Annotated in this window: 19 protein-coding genes; 9 read left to right on the forward strand and 10 right to left on the reverse strand. The window is 53.9% G+C overall.

What is annotated here, in order from left to right:
• Positions 1 to 137: 137 nt before the first annotated feature.
• Both LQV63_RS13470 and LQV63_RS13475 read left to right on the forward strand, forming a co-directional pair.
• Positions 138 to 1,181 (forward strand): LacI family DNA-binding transcriptional regulator, encoded by a 1,044-nt coding sequence (locus LQV63_RS13470; RefSeq protein WP_019421234.1) that lies wholly within the window; start codon positions 138 to 140, stop codon positions 1,179 to 1,181.
• Positions 1,182 to 1,300: 119 nt separating this feature from the next.
• Complete coding sequence (locus tag LQV63_RS13475; protein WP_019421233.1) at positions 1,301 to 1,891, forward strand: hypothetical protein; 591 nt, start codon at positions 1,301 to 1,303, stop codon at positions 1,889 to 1,891.
• A 187-nt stretch (positions 1,892 to 2,078) separates the two neighbouring features.
• Here LQV63_RS13475 and LQV63_RS13480 read toward each other — a convergent pair whose 3' ends face one another.
• Entirely contained in the window at positions 2,079 to 2,261 is a 183-nt protein-coding gene (locus LQV63_RS13480) for a hypothetical protein (protein ID WP_233697096.1), read from the reverse strand.
• Between the two features lie 253 nt (positions 2,262 to 2,514).
• Here LQV63_RS13480 and LQV63_RS13485 point away from each other — a divergent pair, with 253 nt between their 5' ends.
• Positions 2,515 to 3,012 (forward strand): HugZ family pyridoxamine 5'-phosphate oxidase, encoded by a 498-nt coding sequence (locus LQV63_RS13485; protein WP_233697097.1) that lies wholly within the window; start codon positions 2,515 to 2,517, stop codon positions 3,010 to 3,012.
• Between the two features lie 69 nt (positions 3,013 to 3,081).
• Complete coding sequence (locus LQV63_RS13490; protein WP_233697098.1) at positions 3,082 to 3,399, forward strand: hypothetical protein; 318 nt, start codon at positions 3,082 to 3,084, stop codon at positions 3,397 to 3,399.
• 108 nt (positions 3,400 to 3,507) lie between these two features.
• Here LQV63_RS13490 and LQV63_RS13495 read toward each other — a convergent pair whose 3' ends face one another.
• The 8 genes from LQV63_RS13495 to LQV63_RS13530 form a co-directional block, all read right to left on the reverse strand.
• Positions 3,508 to 4,389, reverse strand: a complete 882-nt coding sequence (locus LQV63_RS13495; RefSeq protein ID WP_233697099.1) for an SDR family oxidoreductase — start codon at positions 4,387 to 4,389, stop codon at positions 3,508 to 3,510.
• Between the two features lie 31 nt (positions 4,390 to 4,420).
• On the reverse strand, positions 4,421 to 5,578 hold the full coding sequence (locus LQV63_RS13500; protein ID WP_233697100.1) for a GNAT family N-acetyltransferase: 1,158 nt from the start codon (positions 5,576 to 5,578) through the stop codon (positions 4,421 to 4,423).
• Positions 5,575 to 6,894: a F390 synthetase-related protein gene (locus LQV63_RS13505; RefSeq protein WP_233697101.1), complete on the reverse strand. Its 1,320-nt coding sequence runs from the start codon at positions 6,892 to 6,894 to the stop codon at positions 5,575 to 5,577. The genes LQV63_RS13500 and LQV63_RS13505 overlap by 4 nt, the downstream gene beginning before the upstream one ends.
• Entirely contained in the window at positions 6,887 to 7,777 is an 891-nt protein-coding gene (locus tag LQV63_RS13510; RefSeq protein WP_233697102.1) for an MBL fold metallo-hydrolase, read from the reverse strand. The genes LQV63_RS13505 and LQV63_RS13510 overlap by 8 nt, the downstream gene beginning before the upstream one ends.
• Positions 7,767 to 8,783 carry an NAD-dependent epimerase/dehydratase family protein gene (locus LQV63_RS13515; protein WP_233697158.1) on the reverse strand — a complete coding sequence of 339 codons (1,017 nt, stop codon included), beginning with the start codon at positions 8,781 to 8,783 and terminating at the stop codon, positions 7,767 to 7,769. Before LQV63_RS13515 ends, LQV63_RS13510 begins: the two co-directional genes overlap by 11 nt.
• A complete protein-coding gene (locus LQV63_RS13520; protein WP_233697103.1) occupies positions 8,783 to 10,072 on the reverse strand; it encodes an ATP-grasp domain-containing protein in 1,290 nt (429 codons plus the stop codon). The genes LQV63_RS13515 and LQV63_RS13520 overlap by 1 nt, the downstream gene beginning before the upstream one ends.
• Positions 10,062 to 11,063, reverse strand: a complete 1,002-nt coding sequence (locus LQV63_RS13525; protein ID WP_019421223.1) for a beta-ketoacyl-ACP synthase III — start codon at positions 11,061 to 11,063, stop codon at positions 10,062 to 10,064. Before LQV63_RS13525 ends, LQV63_RS13520 begins: the two co-directional genes overlap by 11 nt.
• Before the next feature lie 284 nt (positions 11,064 to 11,347).
• Positions 11,348 to 11,821 (reverse strand): hypothetical protein, encoded by a 474-nt coding sequence (locus tag LQV63_RS13530; protein ID WP_233697104.1) that lies wholly within the window; start codon positions 11,819 to 11,821, stop codon positions 11,348 to 11,350.
• Between the two features lie 153 nt (positions 11,822 to 11,974).
• On the opposite strand from LQV63_RS13530, the gene LQV63_RS13535 reads away from it, so the two are divergent.
• From LQV63_RS13535 to LQV63_RS13555, 5 genes are all read left to right on the forward strand, one after another.
• Positions 11,975 to 12,208: a YwbE family protein gene (locus LQV63_RS13535; RefSeq protein WP_019421221.1), complete on the forward strand. Its 234-nt coding sequence runs from the start codon at positions 11,975 to 11,977 to the stop codon at positions 12,206 to 12,208.
• A gap of 66 nt (positions 12,209 to 12,274) precedes the next feature.
• Positions 12,275 to 13,795: a DEAD/DEAH box helicase gene (locus LQV63_RS13540; protein ID WP_233697105.1), complete on the forward strand. Its 1,521-nt coding sequence runs from the start codon at positions 12,275 to 12,277 to the stop codon at positions 13,793 to 13,795.
• A 152-nt stretch (positions 13,796 to 13,947) separates the two neighbouring features.
• The gene (locus LQV63_RS13545) at positions 13,948 to 14,175 is read left to right on the forward strand and encodes a hypothetical protein (protein WP_233697106.1); all 228 of its coding nucleotides are present in this window, start codon (positions 13,948 to 13,950) and stop codon (positions 14,173 to 14,175) included.
• A gap of 251 nt (positions 14,176 to 14,426) precedes the next feature.
• Positions 14,427 to 16,235: an MASE4 domain-containing protein gene (locus LQV63_RS13550; RefSeq protein ID WP_233697107.1), complete on the forward strand. Its 1,809-nt coding sequence runs from the start codon at positions 14,427 to 14,429 to the stop codon at positions 16,233 to 16,235.
• Positions 16,236 to 16,550: 315 nt separating this feature from the next.
• A complete protein-coding gene (locus tag LQV63_RS13555; protein ID WP_233697108.1) occupies positions 16,551 to 17,513 on the forward strand; it encodes a serine/threonine protein kinase in 963 nt (320 codons plus the stop codon).
• A gap of 230 nt (positions 17,514 to 17,743) precedes the next feature.
• Here LQV63_RS13555 and LQV63_RS13560 read toward each other — a convergent pair whose 3' ends face one another.
• Entirely contained in the window at positions 17,744 to 19,804 is a 2,061-nt protein-coding gene (locus tag LQV63_RS13560; RefSeq protein ID WP_233697109.1) for a VWA domain-containing protein, read from the reverse strand.
• Positions 19,805 to 20,257 lie beyond the last annotated feature (453 nt).

Here is a 20,257-nt window from a genome sequence, read left to right on the forward strand (position 1 = left end):
GGTGGCGGGTTTTCGTTGTTATGGGTCTATTTACTAAATCATATTTATTTTTACTAAAAAACAAAGTACAATCAAGGGGATAGCTGTGCATGACAATGCGTGATAATGAAAGTATTGGTATATGGAGTTGATATATAGTGGCAACATTGAAAGATATTGCGGAACGGGCCAATGTGTCTATTTCTACCGTCTCCCGGGTTCTGAATTTCGATCAGACGTTATCGGTGTCGGATGAGACTAAGCGGCGCATCTTTGAAATAACGGAAGAACTGGAATACCGCAAATTCAAACGGGTCAAGAGCAGCGACGGCGCCGACAGCCGGAACTCGTCTTCATCGAAGACGGTTGTGAAAAAGAAGCAAATTGGCATTGTAATGACCTATACGAAGAGCGAAGAATTGAATGACCCCTATTATTTAGCGATGAGACTTGCGATAGAAGGGGCTGCACAGGAGTATGACGTTCAGCTGTGGGAGGGATTCAAGGACGATCCGGAACTGTCTGCCCCATCGATGTCCGGCTTGATCGTCATCGGTCCCATCAACGAGGAACAGATCCGTCAACTATGGGGCTTAACGCCCAATATCGTGTTCATCGATGCCGTTCCGTGGGATCACCGGTGCGATATTGTCATGGTGGATCTGTACGATGCGGTCAATCGGACGCTGACGTATTTACACGATCTCGGACATCGACGGATCGCTTATGTTGGCGGAAGAGACGAAGTGGACGGGCAGGTGCTGGCGGATCGGCGGGAAGAGGCCTACGAACGGTGGATGAAGGATGCGAACCTATTCGATGCCGCACTGGTGCAGATCGGTTCCTTCTCGGCAGAAGACGGGTACCGGCTCATGAACAGCCTTCTGGCTTCCGGCACGACATGCACCGCGGTGTTAGCCGCCAACGATTCGATGGCAATCGGCGCAATCCGCGCGATTCAAGAGCAGGGTCTGCGCGTGCCGAACGATATTAGCGTTATTGGATTTAACGATATAACCGTAGCCCAATTTATGATGCCGTCCTTGACTACCGTGAAGCTGCATAGCGAGTTTATGGGGGAGACGGCGCTGGATCTGCTGCTCGAACGCATCGAGAAGAACCGCACGATCGGCAAAAAGGTGCTAATTCCGACGGAGCTAATTATACGCGAAAGTTGCAGCGCCGTTATGGATGCGGAATAAGGCTTACTTCTCTAACCCCGACGTTAGTCTAGGTTATATTCCCGACGCAGGATTGTGTTGGAAAGCTCATTCAACCTATACAATGAAGAAACAAAGAAATATATGGGTTGGTGAGTATAGTGAGCGACAGGAATATTTATATTCTTCTTACAGATACAGGGACGTTGCTGTCCAAAATGATAAAAATGTATACAAAAGCTCCGCTTAATCATGTGTCGGTTGCGTTCGATGCAGATTTGAAAGAGATATACAGCTTCGGGCGCAGACATTCGGTCAATCCGTTTGTTGGCGGATTTGTGAAGGAGCAGGTTCATGGCAGCCTCATTCGCGCTGACAGGCGGCCTACATTGTGCGCTCTATATCGCTGCAGCGTAACGAGCGACAGATATGAGCAGATCCGCAGGCGCGTACAGCAAATGGAAGAGAGCCAGGAGCAATATAAATACAATTTGCTGGGCCTGTTCGGCATTCCATTTAACCTACATATTGAGCGGGAGAACGCATATTTCTGCTCCCAATTTGTCGCGGCGCTGTTTCAGGAGAGCGGAATGAAGCTGGTCAACAAATCCGCGGCGCTCGTTACGCCAGATGATTTCAGAAAGTCGGAGTCGCTCCAGTTGGTATTTAAAGGCGACTTGCGAAATAAAATAAATCATCAAGTTGGATCTGCGCGCTCTCCGTTCCAGCACAGATGGTATCGTAGTGCGTAATCCCAATAATGCTGACGCCTAAGCCAAATAATAAGATACAGAAGGGCCTCGCCTATATCGCTGCTCCATCTTTCTTTGCTGAAGTGGATGATGCTGTTATAAGGAAGGCCTTCTTTGTTCAATCACGAGGATAGCATAGCACGACCCACGTGACCGCATTGGGGAGAATCTCCTGGAACGGCCACCGCTACTCCGCATCACGCAATGCTTGATCACTGCCCATAAGAGCACATATCCCTGTAAATACGAATCCGATACATGCAAACAGTGTCGTTCTCAGCAGCAGCGACATCCATATTCGCCCCCAAGGCGCGGCTGTATGCTGCGGCAGACCCCGCGTCCGCACGGCGCCGCTCCCTGACTTCATCATTTTTCACCTTTTGAATGCAGCTCATCTCATCTGCGAATTTGCCGTTTCTTGTTTTAGAGTCCAGGAAAATATACCATGTGGCAGGCAGGAAGCTCTCACGCTGCAGGATGATCCCGCATCTGGCTGCAGAAGCAAATTTGCGCGTTCATTGCAGCTTGAATTGCGGGGATAAACGTGGTAGCTTTATAAATGATAATTAATTGATAATGATTATCATAATCACTTATGAAAGTGATAAATGGGGGGAGCTTGTATGGAGTTTACGATAGATCTCGCAAAGTATAAGCAGCATTATCTTGAGTTCATAGATAACCGGAAGACGCTCATTATCAGCTCGACGTATGAGCACGGGGAGCCGTTTGTAAGCTACGCCCCTTTCGTCAAGAAGGACGGAAAACTATACATATACATTAGCCGAATCGCCGATCATTACCGCCTTATCGAGCACAGCACTTGCCTTCACGTCATGCTGCTGGCGGATGAATCGGAATCGCCGAACTTGTTCGGCTTGGAGCGCGTCCGCTTGAGATGCGTGCCGAGGTATATCGGTAACGAGGGATCTGATTCCATCTTTGAACTGTTCGAGGAACGTCACAGCGCAAAGCTGATGAATGTCCTGCGCGGTCTCGACTTTTCCCTATTCGAGCTGACGCCGGGACAAGGTCGCTATGTCGTCGGATTCGGCAAGGCGTTTGATGTGGACCTGGACGGCAATCTGTTCACGCAGACGGTAGCTGATAAGAAGAAGTAGCGGCGGTTTGGCGCAATATGCTGCCGCCAAGCATGATGGGACGCGGTCACGTACAGCGCGCCGAGCGTTATGAATCTACTGCCGGACGGATTGGCGGCACAAGCGAGAAGCGGTGATTTCGATGGCCCAATCATCAACTACGTGAATCCGAAGGACGCTATTGGAGCGGGCCCCTTCGAGGAGTATGAGCGTCATGTCGGAGCCACCTATTATTTGGGGGAGGACTTCGAGACGGCCAATGGCAAATATGATGGCATGCGCGGCTGCATTGCTCGCTTCATCGACTCCATTTCCGGCGATAATTATCGCTCGATGGAGCACTACATGTTCAACGCAGACGGCTCGTATCGATTGCGGAGGAGACGACCGGAGAATTGCATCGCATGAAGGAATGGTATGTGGATCATGAATGCGCTGAACAAGCAGGGTTAATATCAGGAGTAAAAGCAAAAGGGAGGCTGTGTCCCGATATCCACGCGGTGACAGCCTCCTTGTTTAGCGCCTTAACGCCCATAGTACGAGCCGTTCATACCATTTCCAAGGAAACAATCGGATAAGGCGCAAGGGAGCGGCGCCCCGACCCATGAAATAGCGCAGCTTCGGTCTTGGGGTACGCGCAATTTTGATGATATGACGCGCAACCTCCTGCGGAGGCGGAGCCGTCTCGGCGCTGCGCTTCGAGAACTGCAGCACCGCTTGGAGCGGCTTGCTGTATGGTGAACCGTCGCGTGCTTGGATGGAAGAGAACCCTTTTCCCCATATGTCGGTCTTGTAAGCACCCGGTTCGATAAGCACGGCATACACGCCAAAAGGAAGCATCTCGAGCCGCAGCGCCTCTGTGAAGCCTTCGACGGCGAATTTGGAGGCGGCATAAGGGGCATAGCCCGGAAAAGCGTACCGGCCGCTAATGCTGCTTACATTGACAATGGTTCCGCTGCCTTGTTCCCGCATCATGGGCAGCACCGCGCGCGTTACGGCGACCGTGCCGAAGAAATTGGTCTCCAGCTGGGCGCGCCAAGCGTCCATGTCCACTTCCTCAATGTACCCGCCTGCCGCATAGCCCGCATTGTTCACCAGCAGATCGACCTTGCCGTAGTGCTGCCGGATATGGGCGAAGGCGGCTTCAACGCTCTTCGCATCGGTAACATCAAGGGGCAGCACATGGATGCGTTCGGAGACGCCGCCTGCCAGCGCTTCTGCCTGCAGCTTCTCTTGCTTGGCCGTGTTGCGCATCGTCGCCACGACATCATATCCGGCGTGCGCCAGCGCGACACTCGTGTAGAGGCCGAAGCCGCTGGATGTACCGGTGACGACAGCGATTGGCCGCGAAGGGGAAGCTGCGGGCCGGTTCGATTCTGTATTTGGCGATGTCAACATGATTCCTCCTTCCTCTTCACTCTTTTTGTGCTCATAATTTGTTGCGTTCCATCAGTGGAACTCCGATACGATTGGCGACAAAGGAGACGAATGACCAGCAGCTTCGGCGGTACGTTGGCAGATGCCGGTTCATGACGGCGGAATATTCCCAGTGCCCAACAGCCCCCCGGTTGCGCTTGAATTGCGCCGCGCCTGAACTCTCGTTCCACTGCATGCCGAGTTGCTGCGCCTCGCGGAACAGGACGGCGGATAGCATGCGGTAAAGACCAGTCTCGAGCGGAAGGGCGGTATCGTAGCCGAAGATAGGCGTCGTCAGAATGCCGCCGCGGCAATAATAACCTAGGATGCCGTCAATTCGGCCCGCAGCTGTGCGCAGGGCAACGAAGCGCAGCGTTTTGTCCGCCAATGCGTGGGCGAAGAAGCGTTCATTGAACTGCGGGTTGTACGGCGAATATTTATCGATATAAAGCAAGTTATAGAGCTGAACCAAGCGTGGAATATCAGCTGGGATCAGTTCGTCATGCTGAACCGTCTCGTATCCGTGCTTCGCAAGCAGTCCTTCATCCCGCTTGATTAACCACCTTGCCTTGGCATTTTGGGTGCGGGAATGGCGTGTATCCAGGTGATAGATTTGGCGGCTTGGCACAAGCGAGCATCCGGCTTCCTCCATGCTTTGGCATAGCTCGGGATAATAGCAGCGGTTCAACGAACGGAACACGATCGCGTAATCCGGGAACCGAGCTTGCAGCATGGCGATAATAGCTGTTACATGCTCTGCCGTCATGTGAGGATACAGGTTCGTGGACAGCAGCCAGTTGTTCACATGCACGACGCGATTGCACCGTGCGAGCTTCATGCCTTGCCCGATGCCGTGTAGCAGCCACGCAAGCGGCCGTTCCAGCAGCGGCTGCTTCAGCATGCCGAGCTCTTGCTTCGCATACGAGACATAATGCGTATATGGCGAGCACACGTATGCGTTGTCGTACTCTTGCTCATTGACGGTAATTGGAAGCACATATTGGCCTTCGATGACGAGCGCCATCATACGGGTCTGAATATTGTCTACATAGTGTTCTGGCCCCTGCTGTATCCACGGTTCTATCCACGCCTGGGCTGCCTTTCCCTCTTCATCTTTCGGCCACGGCAGCTCGCCAATATTGGTCGCGTCATATAGAACTACGGTGCTCATGGTCTGAACTTCCTCTCGATCCGGCGCAGCTTGTGCCCCGCAGGTGGCTGCTTCCAATCGGTAAATGTGATGTCAGGCGCTGCACAATGAACGATTTCACACAATTTGCTCAATTCTTGCGCAATGTTCCGTTCGCATTCCGCCCGGTGTTCCGCAGGCACTTGTAGCGCTACCGTAATGTGCTGCGGCGCATGCTGAACCGCGGCATAGTGCTCAATCTTGGAAGAGGCGGACATGATCGCACGGCGAATAAAGTCGGGAAAGACCATCGTGAGCGTCCCGTCCAGCAGGGAAGGCATGTAGAACATATCGTCGTGCCGCCCTTCGATGCACTCTAGCGCGGTAAATGGTGAGCCGCACGGGCAAGGCTCATTTCGCTCCGTTAAGACATCGTCCAGCCGATAGCGGATCATCGGCTGGGTCAGACGCCGGAAGTCGGTAATGACGGGTGTGAACTTGCGTGAATGCTTGTTCAGCCATTCCTTCTCTATGCAGACGAGGTCTTCATTCAAGTGGAGCGTCCCGTGCTCGCACGTGATGCCGAGAAATCCTTCCGTGCATTGATAGATTTGGTGTACAGGCTGCTTGAACGCTGCGCTTATAATTGCTTCATCCAGCGGATCCAGCACCTCCGCTGCGGCAAAGAGCTTGCGCGGATGTATCGCGAGCTGGCCCTGTGCCAGCGCGTCCGCGAGCATGCGGAGCATGGACGGAGGCGCGACGAGCAGCGTAGGAGCGTATGCGTTCAGCCGCTTGACGTGCTCCCCGAACGGGGCGAGCAGGTCGAAAAAGGCGAACTGCAGCCGCCGCTTGCTCACGCTGCCGTACAAGTTGCTGTCGGCTCGCAGGAATAGCGCAATGCGCTCCCGTGCCAGTACGGATCCAGGCAAGGCCTTGGCGAGCATCGCCCCGGACCATGCCATGCGCTCTTGCGCGCTGACGAGGAAGAGGCCGCGATTGCCCGATGTGCCAGAGGACATGCCCACGGTAATGCCGTTCCATTCGGGCGTGAAATTGCGGCTTTCCTCTGCGGCCAGCGCCACGGCGAACGCATCCTCCTTCCGAATGCCGACGGTATTGAGCGTATCGAAATGCTCCATCATCGTCGACTTATTCATAATCGGCATGTCGCGCCATTGTTCAAGGGGAAGTTCACCCAAGCGCTCGCGGAAGAAGGGAGAATGCGGCACAATTCGCCGCAGTTGCTTCACCACATTACGATGCTGCCACCGCTCCAGCGCTTCCCGGCTGCTCCAACGCCGCCCGTACTTCGTGCGGATGTATTCCCAGGCGGCGATCATCGCTCCTTTATCCACGTCGGGCATCCCCCTTAATTTCAGACCCTAATACATATCGCTGCTCGGCTTCCCGGCAGTGCGTCGGAATAATGAGCAGCTCCGGCCGTTGACGGTGCAGAACGTGCAGCCGGTGAAGGTTGTCCTTATATTGTCGCCAATCCGCTTTTATCCACTTGACGATCGGCTTCGGGAGCCGGTGCGATGCATAGGCAGCTGTCGACCACGCCGCGTCGGCGCAGAGGAAATATTCCTGCCCCGTGGCGCGCAGAAGCAGGCCAAGCTGACCTGGCGCATGCCCCGATACGTCGATGCCGATGACACTGCCGTCTCCGAACAGATCATATCCTTCCGTGAAGGGTGCATATCCCTCGTTCAAGCTTATTTTGCTGCATGTCTCTTCGATCGGAAGGGATCGTTCTCCGAACCGGTCCGGCAATAGCTCAGGCAGAAAGCCTGCCTTCGTGGCTCTGAAAGTGGACATGTCCTGAAGGGGGCGATAGGCTGTGCGCAAATAATAGAACTCGGCATTCGGGAAGTCGCGCACACCGCCAATATGATCCGCATGAAAGTGCGACAAAATGATCTTCTGCACGCGTTCGGGTGGTACGCCGAGCGCACGCAGCTGGTGGGCCGCAGTTTCTTCCTCGCAGATATAGACCGGCGTCGTCCACCGATACAGCTTCGCAGGAAAGGCCGACGTCGCCTGGAAGAAGCGCTCGGAATATCCTGTATCGAACAGGACGGTGCCGAGCCGCGGGTGTTCGATATAAGCGAACATGGCGGGAAAGCGAACGGAACCGAAGCTGCCGCCTTGGATCGTAAGCCATTCCCGATGTGTGCAGTAGCCGGCAGTCATCAAGTTCAATTGGACTTCCGTTCTAACCTCTAGGTTATCTCCCATGAAGCGCTGCACCTCCTTCCTGTGTCCATGCTTCGGCAAATTGCCTCATGCCTTCCTCAATGCTGATCCTTGGTTTATATCCCAGCTTCTCGCGAGCTGCCGTAATGTCGAGCGTCTGGCTGCGGCCGATAAGCCCGACCGTGTAGCGGGTCAGCCTCGGCTCCTTGCCTCCGGCAAGCCAACGGGCGTGAAGCTCCAGCAGGCCGGCCGCCGCCGAAGCAATCGGGTAGGCGAGCGGGATGGGGCGGAACGGCGCATCAAGCAGGGCGAACAGCTTCGCCAACATATCGCTCAGCAGCATCGGTTCGCCGTTCGTAATATTGTACTTCCCGCCGAGTGCGGCCGGAGAGGCTGTGGCGCTGAGCAGCAACGCGTCGACGACGTTGTCGACGTACGTGACGTCGAGCAGCGACCGGCCGCCGCGAATGAGCGGCATATAGCCGACCCGGTTCGCCTCGATCAGGCGCGGGAGGATGGCGCGGTCGCCCGGTCCGAAGATGGCACGCGGCCGCAGCGTGATGGCGTGCAGCCCCGCTTCTTCCACGGCCTGATCCACTTCCCGTTCGGCGAGCAGCTTCGTAGCGGCGTAGGCATTCGCCTGCTTCGGAGGCAGCGGCTCCGCCTCCGAAATATTCAGGCGGTCGCGCCAATTCCAGTAGATGCTCGGCGTCGACACATGCACGAGCCGGGCTCCGCCGCTTACGCAGCCTTGCACGACATGGCGCGTGCCGATGACATTGCTCGCATAGAAGTCCGCGTATGCGCCCCATGGGGCAGAAAGCGCCGCACAGTGGAACACGGTATCGTGACCGCGGCATGCCTCCTTGACCCGAGCAGCATCGCACAGGTCGAGCGGAATGAACTGGACACCCATGAGCTCTAGTTCATGGCCTGCGCGAGCATTGCGGCCAATGGCGCTGACCGCATATCCCTCTTCGAGTAACCTGAAGGCCAGACGCTGCCCGAGAAACCCGGTTCCTCCCGTCACTAACGCTCGTCGGCTCATCATTCACCATTCCATTCTATATCTGATGTTGTTGCTTCCATTAGCGAGATGGAGCGTCTGCGGCTCTCCCGCCAGAAGCCTTGCAGCATGACGACTTGCGCAACAAGCGGCTTCGGGTCCTTCCAGCGGAAGATGACGTCGCGCCCCTTCCACAGCTGCGTCAGCCAATAGATGCGCCGCGGATGCTTCCAGCCGTATGCCAGCATAGCGGCCGTCAACATGGCAGGACGGGCGGACGTTGGTTCGATGGGGCGGGATTCACCGCGATTCACACCAAGATGCGCACCGTGACTCGCATCGTGACTCGTACCGTCATCTGTGCAATCACTCGTCCCGTTATCCGTACCGTGACCTGCACTATCATTCATTCCGAAGAATGCCTTGTCCAGCCGATCGGAATCCGTAAAGCAATGGATGCCGCTTGTCGCGCGGGGATTGCATTCGATCGGGTAGATGTCCCGTTCCGGCGTGACGATAAAGTCAAACGCAATCTGCCCCGTATAACGAAGCGGGGCGACAAACCGGCGTACCCATGCCAGCAAATCCGTCTGCGGCTCATGCTTGAAGGCGATGCTGGCGCCCACGCCCGCCGTGAATTCGGAAGCGTAGCAAGCATGCGCACGTACAGCTCCGTCGCGTACGATGCTGTACGTGCAGTACAGCGCGCCGCGAATATATTGCTGCCCGACCCAAGGGTGGGCCGGGGATATATGCATGCCGGCAGGCAGGTCATGGTCAGCGCTTACGAATAACACGCGACTCGCGAAGCGCGAGTAAGCCGGCTTGAGCACGGCGGTATCCGCCCCAAGCTTCCGCACATAGTCACTTGCCTCTTCTCTTGATGCCAGCAGCCGCGTCGCCGGTGTCTTCAAGCCAACTTGCCGGACCAGCTCAATGAACTCTCCTTTATGGTGCAGCTGTCTGAGCATCTCCCATGGCGGCGCGAACAGCTCGCACCCGTTAGGCCATGTCCGTTGCCTCTGCGCCAGATAGAACACTTCCTCGCAGGTCGGAATTATGCAATCCACCTGCTCGTCTATCACGATGCGCTCTACTGCGGCATGGAACGGCTCTGGTTCGTGGCGGGGCGGCGGGTAGCGGTAATGGCGCGAGACATAGCGGGAGGCGGATCCGAGCGTCATGCGCAAGCTGTCCGCCATGATGATGCGGTGCCCGGCATCGCCCAATAGCCGCGCCAGCGCCAAGGAGACGGGGGCGCGGCTGCCGGTAATAAGGACGGTGCGAGCACTGTCCCGCGGAACGCCACTAGACACGCTGCTAGTAGTCAAGCACCAGCCCTCCCAGCGACAGTCCGGCAGAGGTGCCAAGCAGCAAAATGCGATCGCCGCGCTGCATCCGCCCTTGGCGAATCGCCTCATGCAATCCCATCGGAATGGAGGCGGCAATCGTATTGCCATGATCCGCCGTAATGTTCATGAGCTGTTCCGTCGCAATGCCCAGCTTGCGGCTAATTAGGCGCATCGCCATGGCGCTGCCTTGATGCGGGATAATGAGCTGAAATTGCGACATCGCCGTATTCCCCGGTCCGAGCAGCCGTTCAAGGAAGTCGGGCAATAGCTTGGAGGCCATTTTATAAATCGCATGTCCGTCCATATGGAACATATAGTCGTGCATCCGAGTATCGTCATAGTGCTTGGCGTGCAGTCCGGTCCCGCCGCCGCGTATCTCGGAATACGAGGCCCCAGCACTATAAGTTTCCATTAAGGAGGCGATGATTCGCGATTGCTCGTGCTCTTCCGATATGCCGACGATGACCGCAGCGGCGCCGTCGCCGAATAGCACCGCACTTTCTTTATGCTCCCAGTTCAGGCCGACCGAGGCGACCTCCGTCGATATAATGAGAATACGCCGGTAGCGTCCCGCGGCGATCAGATACGACATGACGTCGAACGCCGCCAAGAAGCTGAGACAGGTCGAATTAATGTCAAAGGACGGCACCCCGGACTGCCCTTGCCCCATTGCTTGTTGAATCAATGCGGCTGTACATGGAATCGGCTGCTGCATCGTTCCGCTCGCGCATACGATGCAGTCGATGTCAGCGAACGTGAGCCCCGCGTCCTGTAGAGCGGCTTGCGCAGCGAGTGCTCCCATCTCGGCAGCCGTTTCATCTTCAACGAAATATCGCACGCGCACATCTGACTTTTTCAAGGACCAACCGGCGGGAACGCCGAGCTTCAGATCCATCTCCTCCGAGGTGATGCGCTGCTTCGGCAAATATGCCCCCGTGCCGATTATTTTCAAATTTCTCTCCATACCCATCGCTATCATTCCTCTTGTTGATTATCTATCATGACATGAAACTTACACTCATTACCCAAAAGCCTCCTCTATTGTAACGCGCATTGGCTTGGAAACTCTATCATTTTCACGCATACGTTCGTTCGGCTTTCTTTCAGTGTGAAAAAGACGGTACATCATCACAGAGCACCGGAAGTGGCTTTTTGAGCGGCTATCCTGTAACATGGGGAAAACGGTGGGAAGTGAGTGGTGAAGCACAAACAAAATAAAAAACGCTCTCCCTGATGGAAAGAGCGTATACACTGTTATTTGGATTGAATAAACCCTTCTTCATGCAAATATTCCACGGCTTCTTCGTAAGTTTCAAAGGCCATTTCCAAATTGGACATAGCATAGACGTTCCATAAATCATGCTCATGAATGAGCACCAGCGTCTCTTTGTCTTGATTGATCCAAATCTTCTCGCCCAAGCCTCTCAAGGCGGATCCTTCCGCATACGCTCCTGGTGCGAGCGAATCGATGGATGCCTGAATCAAGGCGCGAAGCTCTTCTTCCGTATAGTCCCGAATATTGACCATGCCCTTCGGGTATGTGGCATATCCTTCCAGATTCCCGGCGTATACGAAGCCATTTCCGTTCGGATGCAGGTGATATACGACCGTTTTTTTATCCAATGCGCTTTCTTCATAATGGAAGTTCACTCGTCCAAGCGAGACGTCCTTGCGCTGCAGCTCGGAGAAGGACTCGATCACCGCTAATTTTTGTTCAAACGTCAGCATGTTTCCTCCTGAATATGGATCGGAATCCATTTTACCTGTTCATTATACCATATGCATAATAACGTGTATAATATGGAGGATAACGCTGGAAAACAGCAGCTAACATCGAAATTAAAATGCGGTTTTTCGCTGGACAGGAGCTTTAGGTTACGTATGGTAAATAACGGACAGCATCGTCAACATATTCATGCCGGTCTGGAAGTGGACATTGTGTTAAAGCAGGACCAACGAACAGGGAAGACGACTCGCGGCAAGGTGAAGGATATATTAACGAACTCACCGTACCATCCGCACGGAATCAAGGTACGCCTGCAGGACGGTCAAGTCGGCAGGGTCAAGACCATTATTCACACAACGCAATCGGGCGGCAACTCGTCTGAGAGTTAAAGAAAAGGGGTGGCCTATCTGTCAGGCTTTATACAACTAGGGGTTCAGCAGGAACTTAATCAGACTTTGAAAAAGAACGGCATTGCCGTTCCGACGCCCGTTCAGCAACAGACAATTCCCGTCGTGCTGGCGGGCAAGGACGTCGTGGCGCAGGCGCAGACGGGTACAGGCAAGACGCTCGCGTTTCTGCTTCCGATGCTGCAGCGAATCGATGTGAGCAAGCCCTATGTTCAAGGGCTTATTGTGGCGCCGACACGCGAGCTGGCTCTGCAGATTACGAAGGAAGTCCGCAAGCTCGTCGACAATCAGAACGGCGTAAAAGTGTTGGCCGTATACGGTGGACAGGATGTAGAGCGTCAAATGCAGAAGCTTCAGGGCGGGCGGCATCTCGTCATCGCTACGCCAGGCAGACTGCTCGATCATTTGCGCCGGGGCACGATACAATTGTCGCATGTGGACACACTTGTTCTTGATGAGGCTGACCAAATGCTCCATATGGGCTTTCTGGCCGAAGTGGAGGAGGTAATTCGAAATACGCCTTCCAGACGTCAGACGCTGTTGTTCTCGGCTACGATGCCGGGAACGGTGCGGCAGCTCGCAGAACGCTTCATGCGCAAGCCGGTCGACATTCGGATCCGCAGCGAACGCGTCACCTTAACAGGGATTAGACAGATCCTCATCGAGACGAGCGATCGGGCGAAGCAGGCGACATTGTGCCAAGTTATTGACGAACACCGTCCGTACCAGGCCATTATTTTCTGCCGGACGAAGCGCAGAGCGAGCACGTTGAACGAAGCGCTCCTTGCGCAGGGATACGATTCGGATGAGCTGCACGGCGATCTGTCGCAAGCGAAGCGAGAGCAGGTGATGCAGCGCTTCCGCGATGTGAAGATGCAGCTGCTCGTTGCCACAGACGTGGCCGCACGCGGATTGGATGTCGAAGGTATAACACATGTGTTCAACTACGACATTCCGCAAGATGCGGAAAGCTACATTCACCGAATTGGACGGACGGGACGAGCTGGCAACAACGGGTATGCAATTACGTTCGCCGCGCCGAGGGACCGTGTGTATCTGGAGCTCATCGAGAGAGGCATCGGGCAGAAGCTGGAGAAACGCGGAGCAAGCGGTGGAACTGATTTGACTGAGTCAACTGATGGGTCTAGTCGGACTGGTCGGACTGGTGGGTCTGGTCGGACTCGTGCGACTGACAAGCGCCGCAGCAATGAAGCCGATCGCGGACGTCGCGGCGAACGTTCCCGAGCCCACGGCAGCAAGCCGGGATCATCGAAGCGGGAGCACGCTAGGAGCGAGAAGCCGCAGCGGGATCAGCGGAAGCAGGCACGGCCAGGACAATCTGGGTCTGAACGCCGCAGTGAGCGGCAAGGGCCAGGGCAATCTGGGTCTGAACGCCGCAGTGAGCGGCAATGGCAAGGACAAGCGGGGCCAGAACGCCGCAGTGAGCGGCAGGGGGCCAAGCCGACGTCTCGGAAGCGATCATCCGGCGCATTCAGCGCTACATCGCCGAATCGCAAAGGCAAAGCACCCGCAAGTGCAGGCAGAAGGAACAATAAGAGAACTCGCTAGTACGCTAATATCGACGCTTATGGCTATCCAGGCCGTAAGCGTTTTTTGATCATTAAGAAAGGCAGTCCCCCGTCCTTTTCAAACGAGAATAGGTTGTCGGTCTTCCGTACAATGATCCTTAGCTTCATTCTCCCATACAGTCAGGAGGGGGAATGTCGAGGATAAGACACATGCCGATTCGTATATCCTGCCATGAAGCGGTCGATCATGACAGCAGTGATCCAGAGGGGGCATTGGACGTGCCCCTCCTGATGGTAGTTAACCAGATTCGTCATTGGGCGTGCCGCTTCCTGATGAAAGGGGAGAATGAAGCAAAGGGGCGTGTAAAGCGATTCACCGTCAGTCTGAACGTGCCACTGTACGCGGTCGTTCATCTTTGAACGGCCTTGATAGAGGTTTTCTCATCGGCGCTTCTGTTCCATTCTCGTTGAAAAATGAAGGCGTGTTTGAACCTTCTGAACTTCGGGTAGTAGTTAGAAGCATAACTTGTCCGCTGCACCCTACACATCGTGTAGGGTTGCTTTCATTCTTGACTGCGAAGCAGGTTACAGAATTATGTTACTATGATGAGGTATGCTTTGTTTCGTCGACAGGTGAGGCGAACGACTGGAAGAAAGGTTGAGAGACATCGATGATGCGCATGCGCGACCCGCTAACAAGTCTTATTAATACCCCAGCTGCCCCCAGGCAGAAGCTGATGGCCATCATTATCGGGTCCGTCATGTTCGTCATATCACTGATTGCCATTCCTTTTGCGTCGACCCCATTGATTCATATTAAGCCGTTTATGTCCATCGTTATCGCATGGGTTATGTTTGGTTATTTCATGACGTCGTATTTGCTCTATATTCAATTTCAGGTGACGCGATATAAACCGATTTTGATTTTATCCGCGACGTTTCTTTATTCCGGTCTAATTACGATACCGGAAATTCTGACCTTTCCTGAAGTGTTTGCGCAGGAGGGACTGCTTAATGCAGGGCCGCAGTCGCCCATCTGGTTCTGGATATGCTGGCATGCTGGGTTTCCATTAGGCGTTTTCATGTATGCGTTCAGTTTGAGAAGATGGAGCTTTGCCTCGACAGAGCGCAAAGGCAAGGCCGGGTCAGGCGCCATTTTTGGCGGTGTCATCGTCATCCTTGCAGGATTGACTTATTTGCTTACGAAGCATCATGAGCTCTTGCCCGTCATTATACGGGGAGGGAAATATAACGAACTGATTACGATGGGGATAGGTCCTGTATTGTCGTTGATGAATCTGGCGGCGCTTGTATATTTGTATGTGATGACCAGGGGGCAAAGCCTGCTTCATCTGTGGCTTTTGCTCTCGGTCTTTATGTTATTTCTCGATCTTGCGGTTACGCAGTTCGCGGGGGCCCGTTACAGCTTGGGTTGGTATTTGTCGTGCGTCAATTCGCTTATATCTTCGACGGTGGTGCTGTTTGTCTTCTTTCATCAGATGAATCGTCTGTATGTGCGGTTGATTATGTCGCAGAGCGCGCTCAAGCAATCTCAAGAACGAGTGGCCCTCATCCTGGACAGTATTACGGACGCCTTCTTCGCGGTGGACAGACAGTGGGGATATACCTACACGAATAAAGAAGCGGAGAAATACTACGGCTTTACGTTTGATGAAGTGAAGGGGCAGTCTATCTGGGAAATAAGCCCGCAACTAGCGAAGACGAAGCTGTCCGAGATGTGTCATCGAGTCATGGATCAGGGGGAGCCGGTGGAATTTACCGAATACGACAAGCTGCGCGGCCGCTGGCTTGAAATTCGGGTGTATCCGTCCCGTGACGGGATATCCGTCTATTTTCGCGATGTGACCGAGCGAATCGTCGCTGAGGAGCAAATGAAGGAAGCGAACAAGAAGCTGCAGATGGCGAATCGGCTCCTGACCGACTTTTCCTACACGGATGGACTTACCGGCGTATATAACCGCCGTTATTTCGATCAGATGATGCAACAGGAATGGGAGCGGATGAAGCGGGAGAAGAGTCCGCTATCGCTCATTATGCTCGATATCGATTATTTTAAGAAGTATAACGATACGTACGGACATCTTGCTGGAGATGAATGTTTATGTCAGGTGGCACAAGCGATCCGAACGGTGGTCATCCATCCGCTGTACGTGATGGCCCGATATGGAGGAGAGGAATTCGGCGTCATTCTGCCGCAGACGGATGCTGCAAAAGCGATGGAAGTGGCGGAGGCGATCCGTGTGTATCTGGAGTCGTTGGCGTTCCCTCATACCGCTTCCGAAGTGGGCTCGATTGTGACATGCAGCCTGGGCACCGCAACGAGGCTCCCGGAACATACGCTGCCCGATGACACCCCGAGTATGCTTATTGCTCAGGCGGATCAAGCATTGTATTTGGCTAAGCAGGCTGGACGCAACTGTGTTGTAGCAGATACCGGAATTGTTATTGCCCGTAAATAAATGAAAGAACAGAAAGGGCACGCTGAGTGAGGCGTCCTTTCATATTGTTCGGTCAGCTAGGGAAAGCAGGCAGTAGAGGACGGTCCTGTACATTAAATGTACATTTGCAGCTCGCGAATGATCGCTGTGGAATGTGAGAGGCTGAAAACTTTGCGTTCTTGGAGCAAATGCAATTGTCACGAATTTTGCAGGGATGATAAATTACATAGAAAATTATGGGCGCTATGCTACAATAGGATATAATTACGCGCCTTAGTGGACAGAAGGCAGGGAAATCTGCCGCAGCCAAAAGGCTATGAGTATCGGGAGGAGCCTGTGAAACCGGAACATGCGGACATATGTCTGAACAGAAATGTAGTGCTTCATCATACATACAAAGTCAAAAAAACGGTCTCCCGCAGCGAACTGGCGATGATATACACCGGACGCCATGTGGAGAGCGGGCAAGCCGTCATTATTAAGGAGTCGTATCCGAAGCAGCTGGCGCTTCGCGATCTGGACAAGCGGACCGTGCTGTGCCGAATACCATCTGCCAAAAGGCAGTATGACGAGCTGCGTGAAGCGTTCCTGATGGAAACGAAGGTGCTCCAACAATTGAGCCACCCGAACATCGTCCGCTATCTCGATCACTTCGAGGAGAACGGCACGCATTATATCGTCACGGAATATTGCAAGGGAGTGTCACTCGACCGTTACATCGAGGAAGGACAACTCACTTCTATGGCGGACTTCCTGCACAGAACGATGCTGCCACTCATCGATGCGCTTGAATACGTTCATGCCCAAGGCATCATCCATCGCGACATCAAGCCGGCGAACGTCATCATCGGGGAGGACGGACAGCCAATGCTGCTGGATTTCGGATCGGCGGTATATTATGAGCGGACCGGACACCGAATCTTTACGAGCGCGGGATATTCTCCGCTTGAATTTTATTCGGAAAAGTCGCGTCAGGGCGTCGTTTCCGACGTGTACAGCTTTGCGGCGACGTTATACTTCTGCCTATGCGGCCGGGCGCCGAACGATGTGACACGGCGGCTGTTCGACGACAGCATCGATCCCGTCAGAAGCTGGAACCGGAGCGTCAGCCCGTTGATGTCGCATGTCATTCGAAGAGGGCTTGCCGTCAACCCGGACAAGAGACACTCTTCCATGAAGAGATTGAAAGCCGCATTGCATACAGAGCGACTGCTGCGGACTGTTATTGAACGTCTGCCTGGCAAGCGCCAGCAGCCAGACGACACCCGGCAGAAGCTGCCCGGACGCAAGCAGGCTTAACCCCGGAATCCGTGCATTGGAAGGGCCTGGTCCCGGAAGCTGCACACTAGAAGGCCTAACGACGGAATACGTACTGGAGCTCATATGCAAAAAGGCGCCAAGCCGCGAAACAGTGCGACATTTGGCGCCTTTTTACGGAATCCCGTGCCAGTCAGCCGTGCTTGCGCGGCAGAGGCTCTTGCGCGGCTCCGCGCACAAGAGCCTCTGCCGTGAGCCCGGCGCTCTACAGTCTAGTTGCGGGCTTGGAATGCAGCCGGATCCGCATACGACACGGAGCCTGGCTTCACAGCCTTGAAGCGCAGCTCAATCTCCGTAATTCCGTCTTCGAACGTAATGTACAGCTTGTCATTATATTCGAGGATCTCGGTGTGATTGGGCTTCAGCGGCGTGCGGCCCTTCGCCACCGTGCAATTGGTACGATGCTTTACCCGGAGCGTGCCGTTCTTACCCGCCTCGAATACGATATGGGCTGCTTCAGGCAGCGGTTCGTTCACGTCTAGACGGGCGAACAATTGCTGCAGGCTTACACGCCGCGCCTTGCCCAAGGAGGTGAGCGGCCAATATTTGACGGGGACTTCATTGCCGCTCGCCGTATTGAGGAAATAACCCTCCAGCCTGCCGGTGAACGCCGGCTTGGGCCGCAGCAGCACAAATAATGCCCCTGCAGCTATCAGTGCAGCAAGCACGCAGCCCCCTATAATCAAGTAACGATCCCACACGGAAGAGATCGCAATAGTCAGATCGCCCGTGACGGTGCCGCCTTCCGGATCCGTCGCCGTGATGGTCAGCACGGCCGAACCGGAACGAAGGGGGGACAGGATAAGCCATGTTCCATCTACGTGAGCCTCGATCTGCTCTTCACGTTGGTTGGCAGCAATCTTGTACGTTAATTCATCCCCGTTCGGGTCAGTAAAGTAGCGGCTGAAATCCAGCTTGGCCTCGCCGTCCTCCTTCGAGATCTCGATTGCTGTCAGACCGGTGGATAGTGGTGCCTTATTCGTAATATCCAGATGACTGCCCACAGTTTCTCTGAAGAAATGAGGCCCATTCATGACGACCTTCCAATCGTATATTCCGGATACCGGGAATCGATATTCTGCCGTAAAGCCTGCCCCGTTATTATCCATCGGAACCCGTTCTTCCTGATTCGTCTTCCGATCCTTGACGATGAGCTCCGCTTGCAGGTTGTGATATATGTCTTTGTCCTCCAACGCTTTGCCTTGGAACGAATATAGACGGGAGGTAAAAGCGGCCGGCTGTCCCTTAATTGCCTCTTTGGATGCCAGATCCGCGCCAGCCTTCATGTTGTAGCTGCCGAGCAGGTTCACCTTCACTACGTCACTGGCAGTCCCTCTGAACTTCAGCAGCAGCTCCCCTTTTTGCGGCTCTACAATTTTCATTAGCGTATATTTTCCAGACTTGAAGAATCTGACGTTCTTCGAGCTGTAGTAGATTTGTGATTCTTTCAGCGGGTTCTGGGAGAGCAGGATGATGTTCGCCTCCGACATGCTGGAGTTGGGAAGGCTCACCTTCACTTCCTGCATTCCTCCGGTTGCGGTAACCGCAGCGATGGGAACGAGGACGGATTGAATCTGATCGGCGAAGATTCGGTTGAATATTTCCGGCAGATCTTCCGCACTGCTCGTCATATACGTAGAGCCGCCCGTCTCCGACGCAATCTGCTCTAATTGCTTCTCATTGACGGAACCATCATGATTCAGACCGATGGTGTAAATGGGATAGCCCTTCGTTTTGGCTTGACGGATGACACGTTCCACATCCTTGTTCGAATCCGCTACCGTTCTACCGGTATAGGTATTTCCAAAATCGGTCCCTCCGTCGGACAGCAGGATGATAAAGGGCTTGCCGCTCTTTCCCGTGCCGGCTGTTGCGATATCCGCGCCCTTTTTCAAGCCGAGGCCGAGATCCGTATATCCGTAACGGCGCAAACTGCCGACTTTGCGCTTTAATTTCTCCTTTTGTCCAGGCAGCGCGAGCGAAGTGAGCGGTTCTGAGGCGACGATTTTGTCATTATAGGCAACGAACCCGATGCGGGTACGCTCCGAATCGCTCATGTCCATGAACATGTTGACGACTTCCGCCGCAATACCTTCTTTATCGGTCTCATTCATCGAATAACTGACGTCCATAACAAAGACAGCATCGATCCCTTGCTCCGCACCGGCCTTCGCATCGGCATATCGGATGGGCACCATGACCGATGCAGCGAGCCATACGGCGCAGGCCAAAAGAAGTGAAAAAATAGGATTTAATCCCCATATTCTCCTCATAAATATCGCGATACCACCTTTTTACTAAAAATAAAAAAATATTTTTTTCTGTAACGATATAAACATTTTGTTAGATTGTACCGAAATAATTGGGAGAATGAGGAAGGTGGTCGGGACAATAGGAGAATTCAGCTCGCCGTCCCAAAATATAACATCGGTAATACGACCTAAAAACTGAAGAGGATTTGTAAAAAATCGTTCTTTGTTGGGGGAAATAAGGAGATTCATAGTTATTTAGTACCTTTTATTAAAAATATTTACAAAAAAGGATGGGTCTATATAAGATTGTGTCGAACTAATCTCCTAGTTTTTGAATAAGCAGTACTTTTGCGATAGAGATACTCACACAGCTAGTGCGAAGAGACTATCACAACGAAATAGAGAGGAGGAAGCATGAAGATTTGCAAGCCGGTGCGTGCAGGTGCGCGCGATAGACGGTTTGCCACTTTTTGT

It is taken from the genome of Paenibacillus profundus (assembly GCF_021369635.1).
In the GTDB taxonomy this organism is placed as follows: Bacteria; Bacillota; Bacilli; order Paenibacillales; family Paenibacillaceae; genus Paenibacillus_B; species Paenibacillus_B profundus.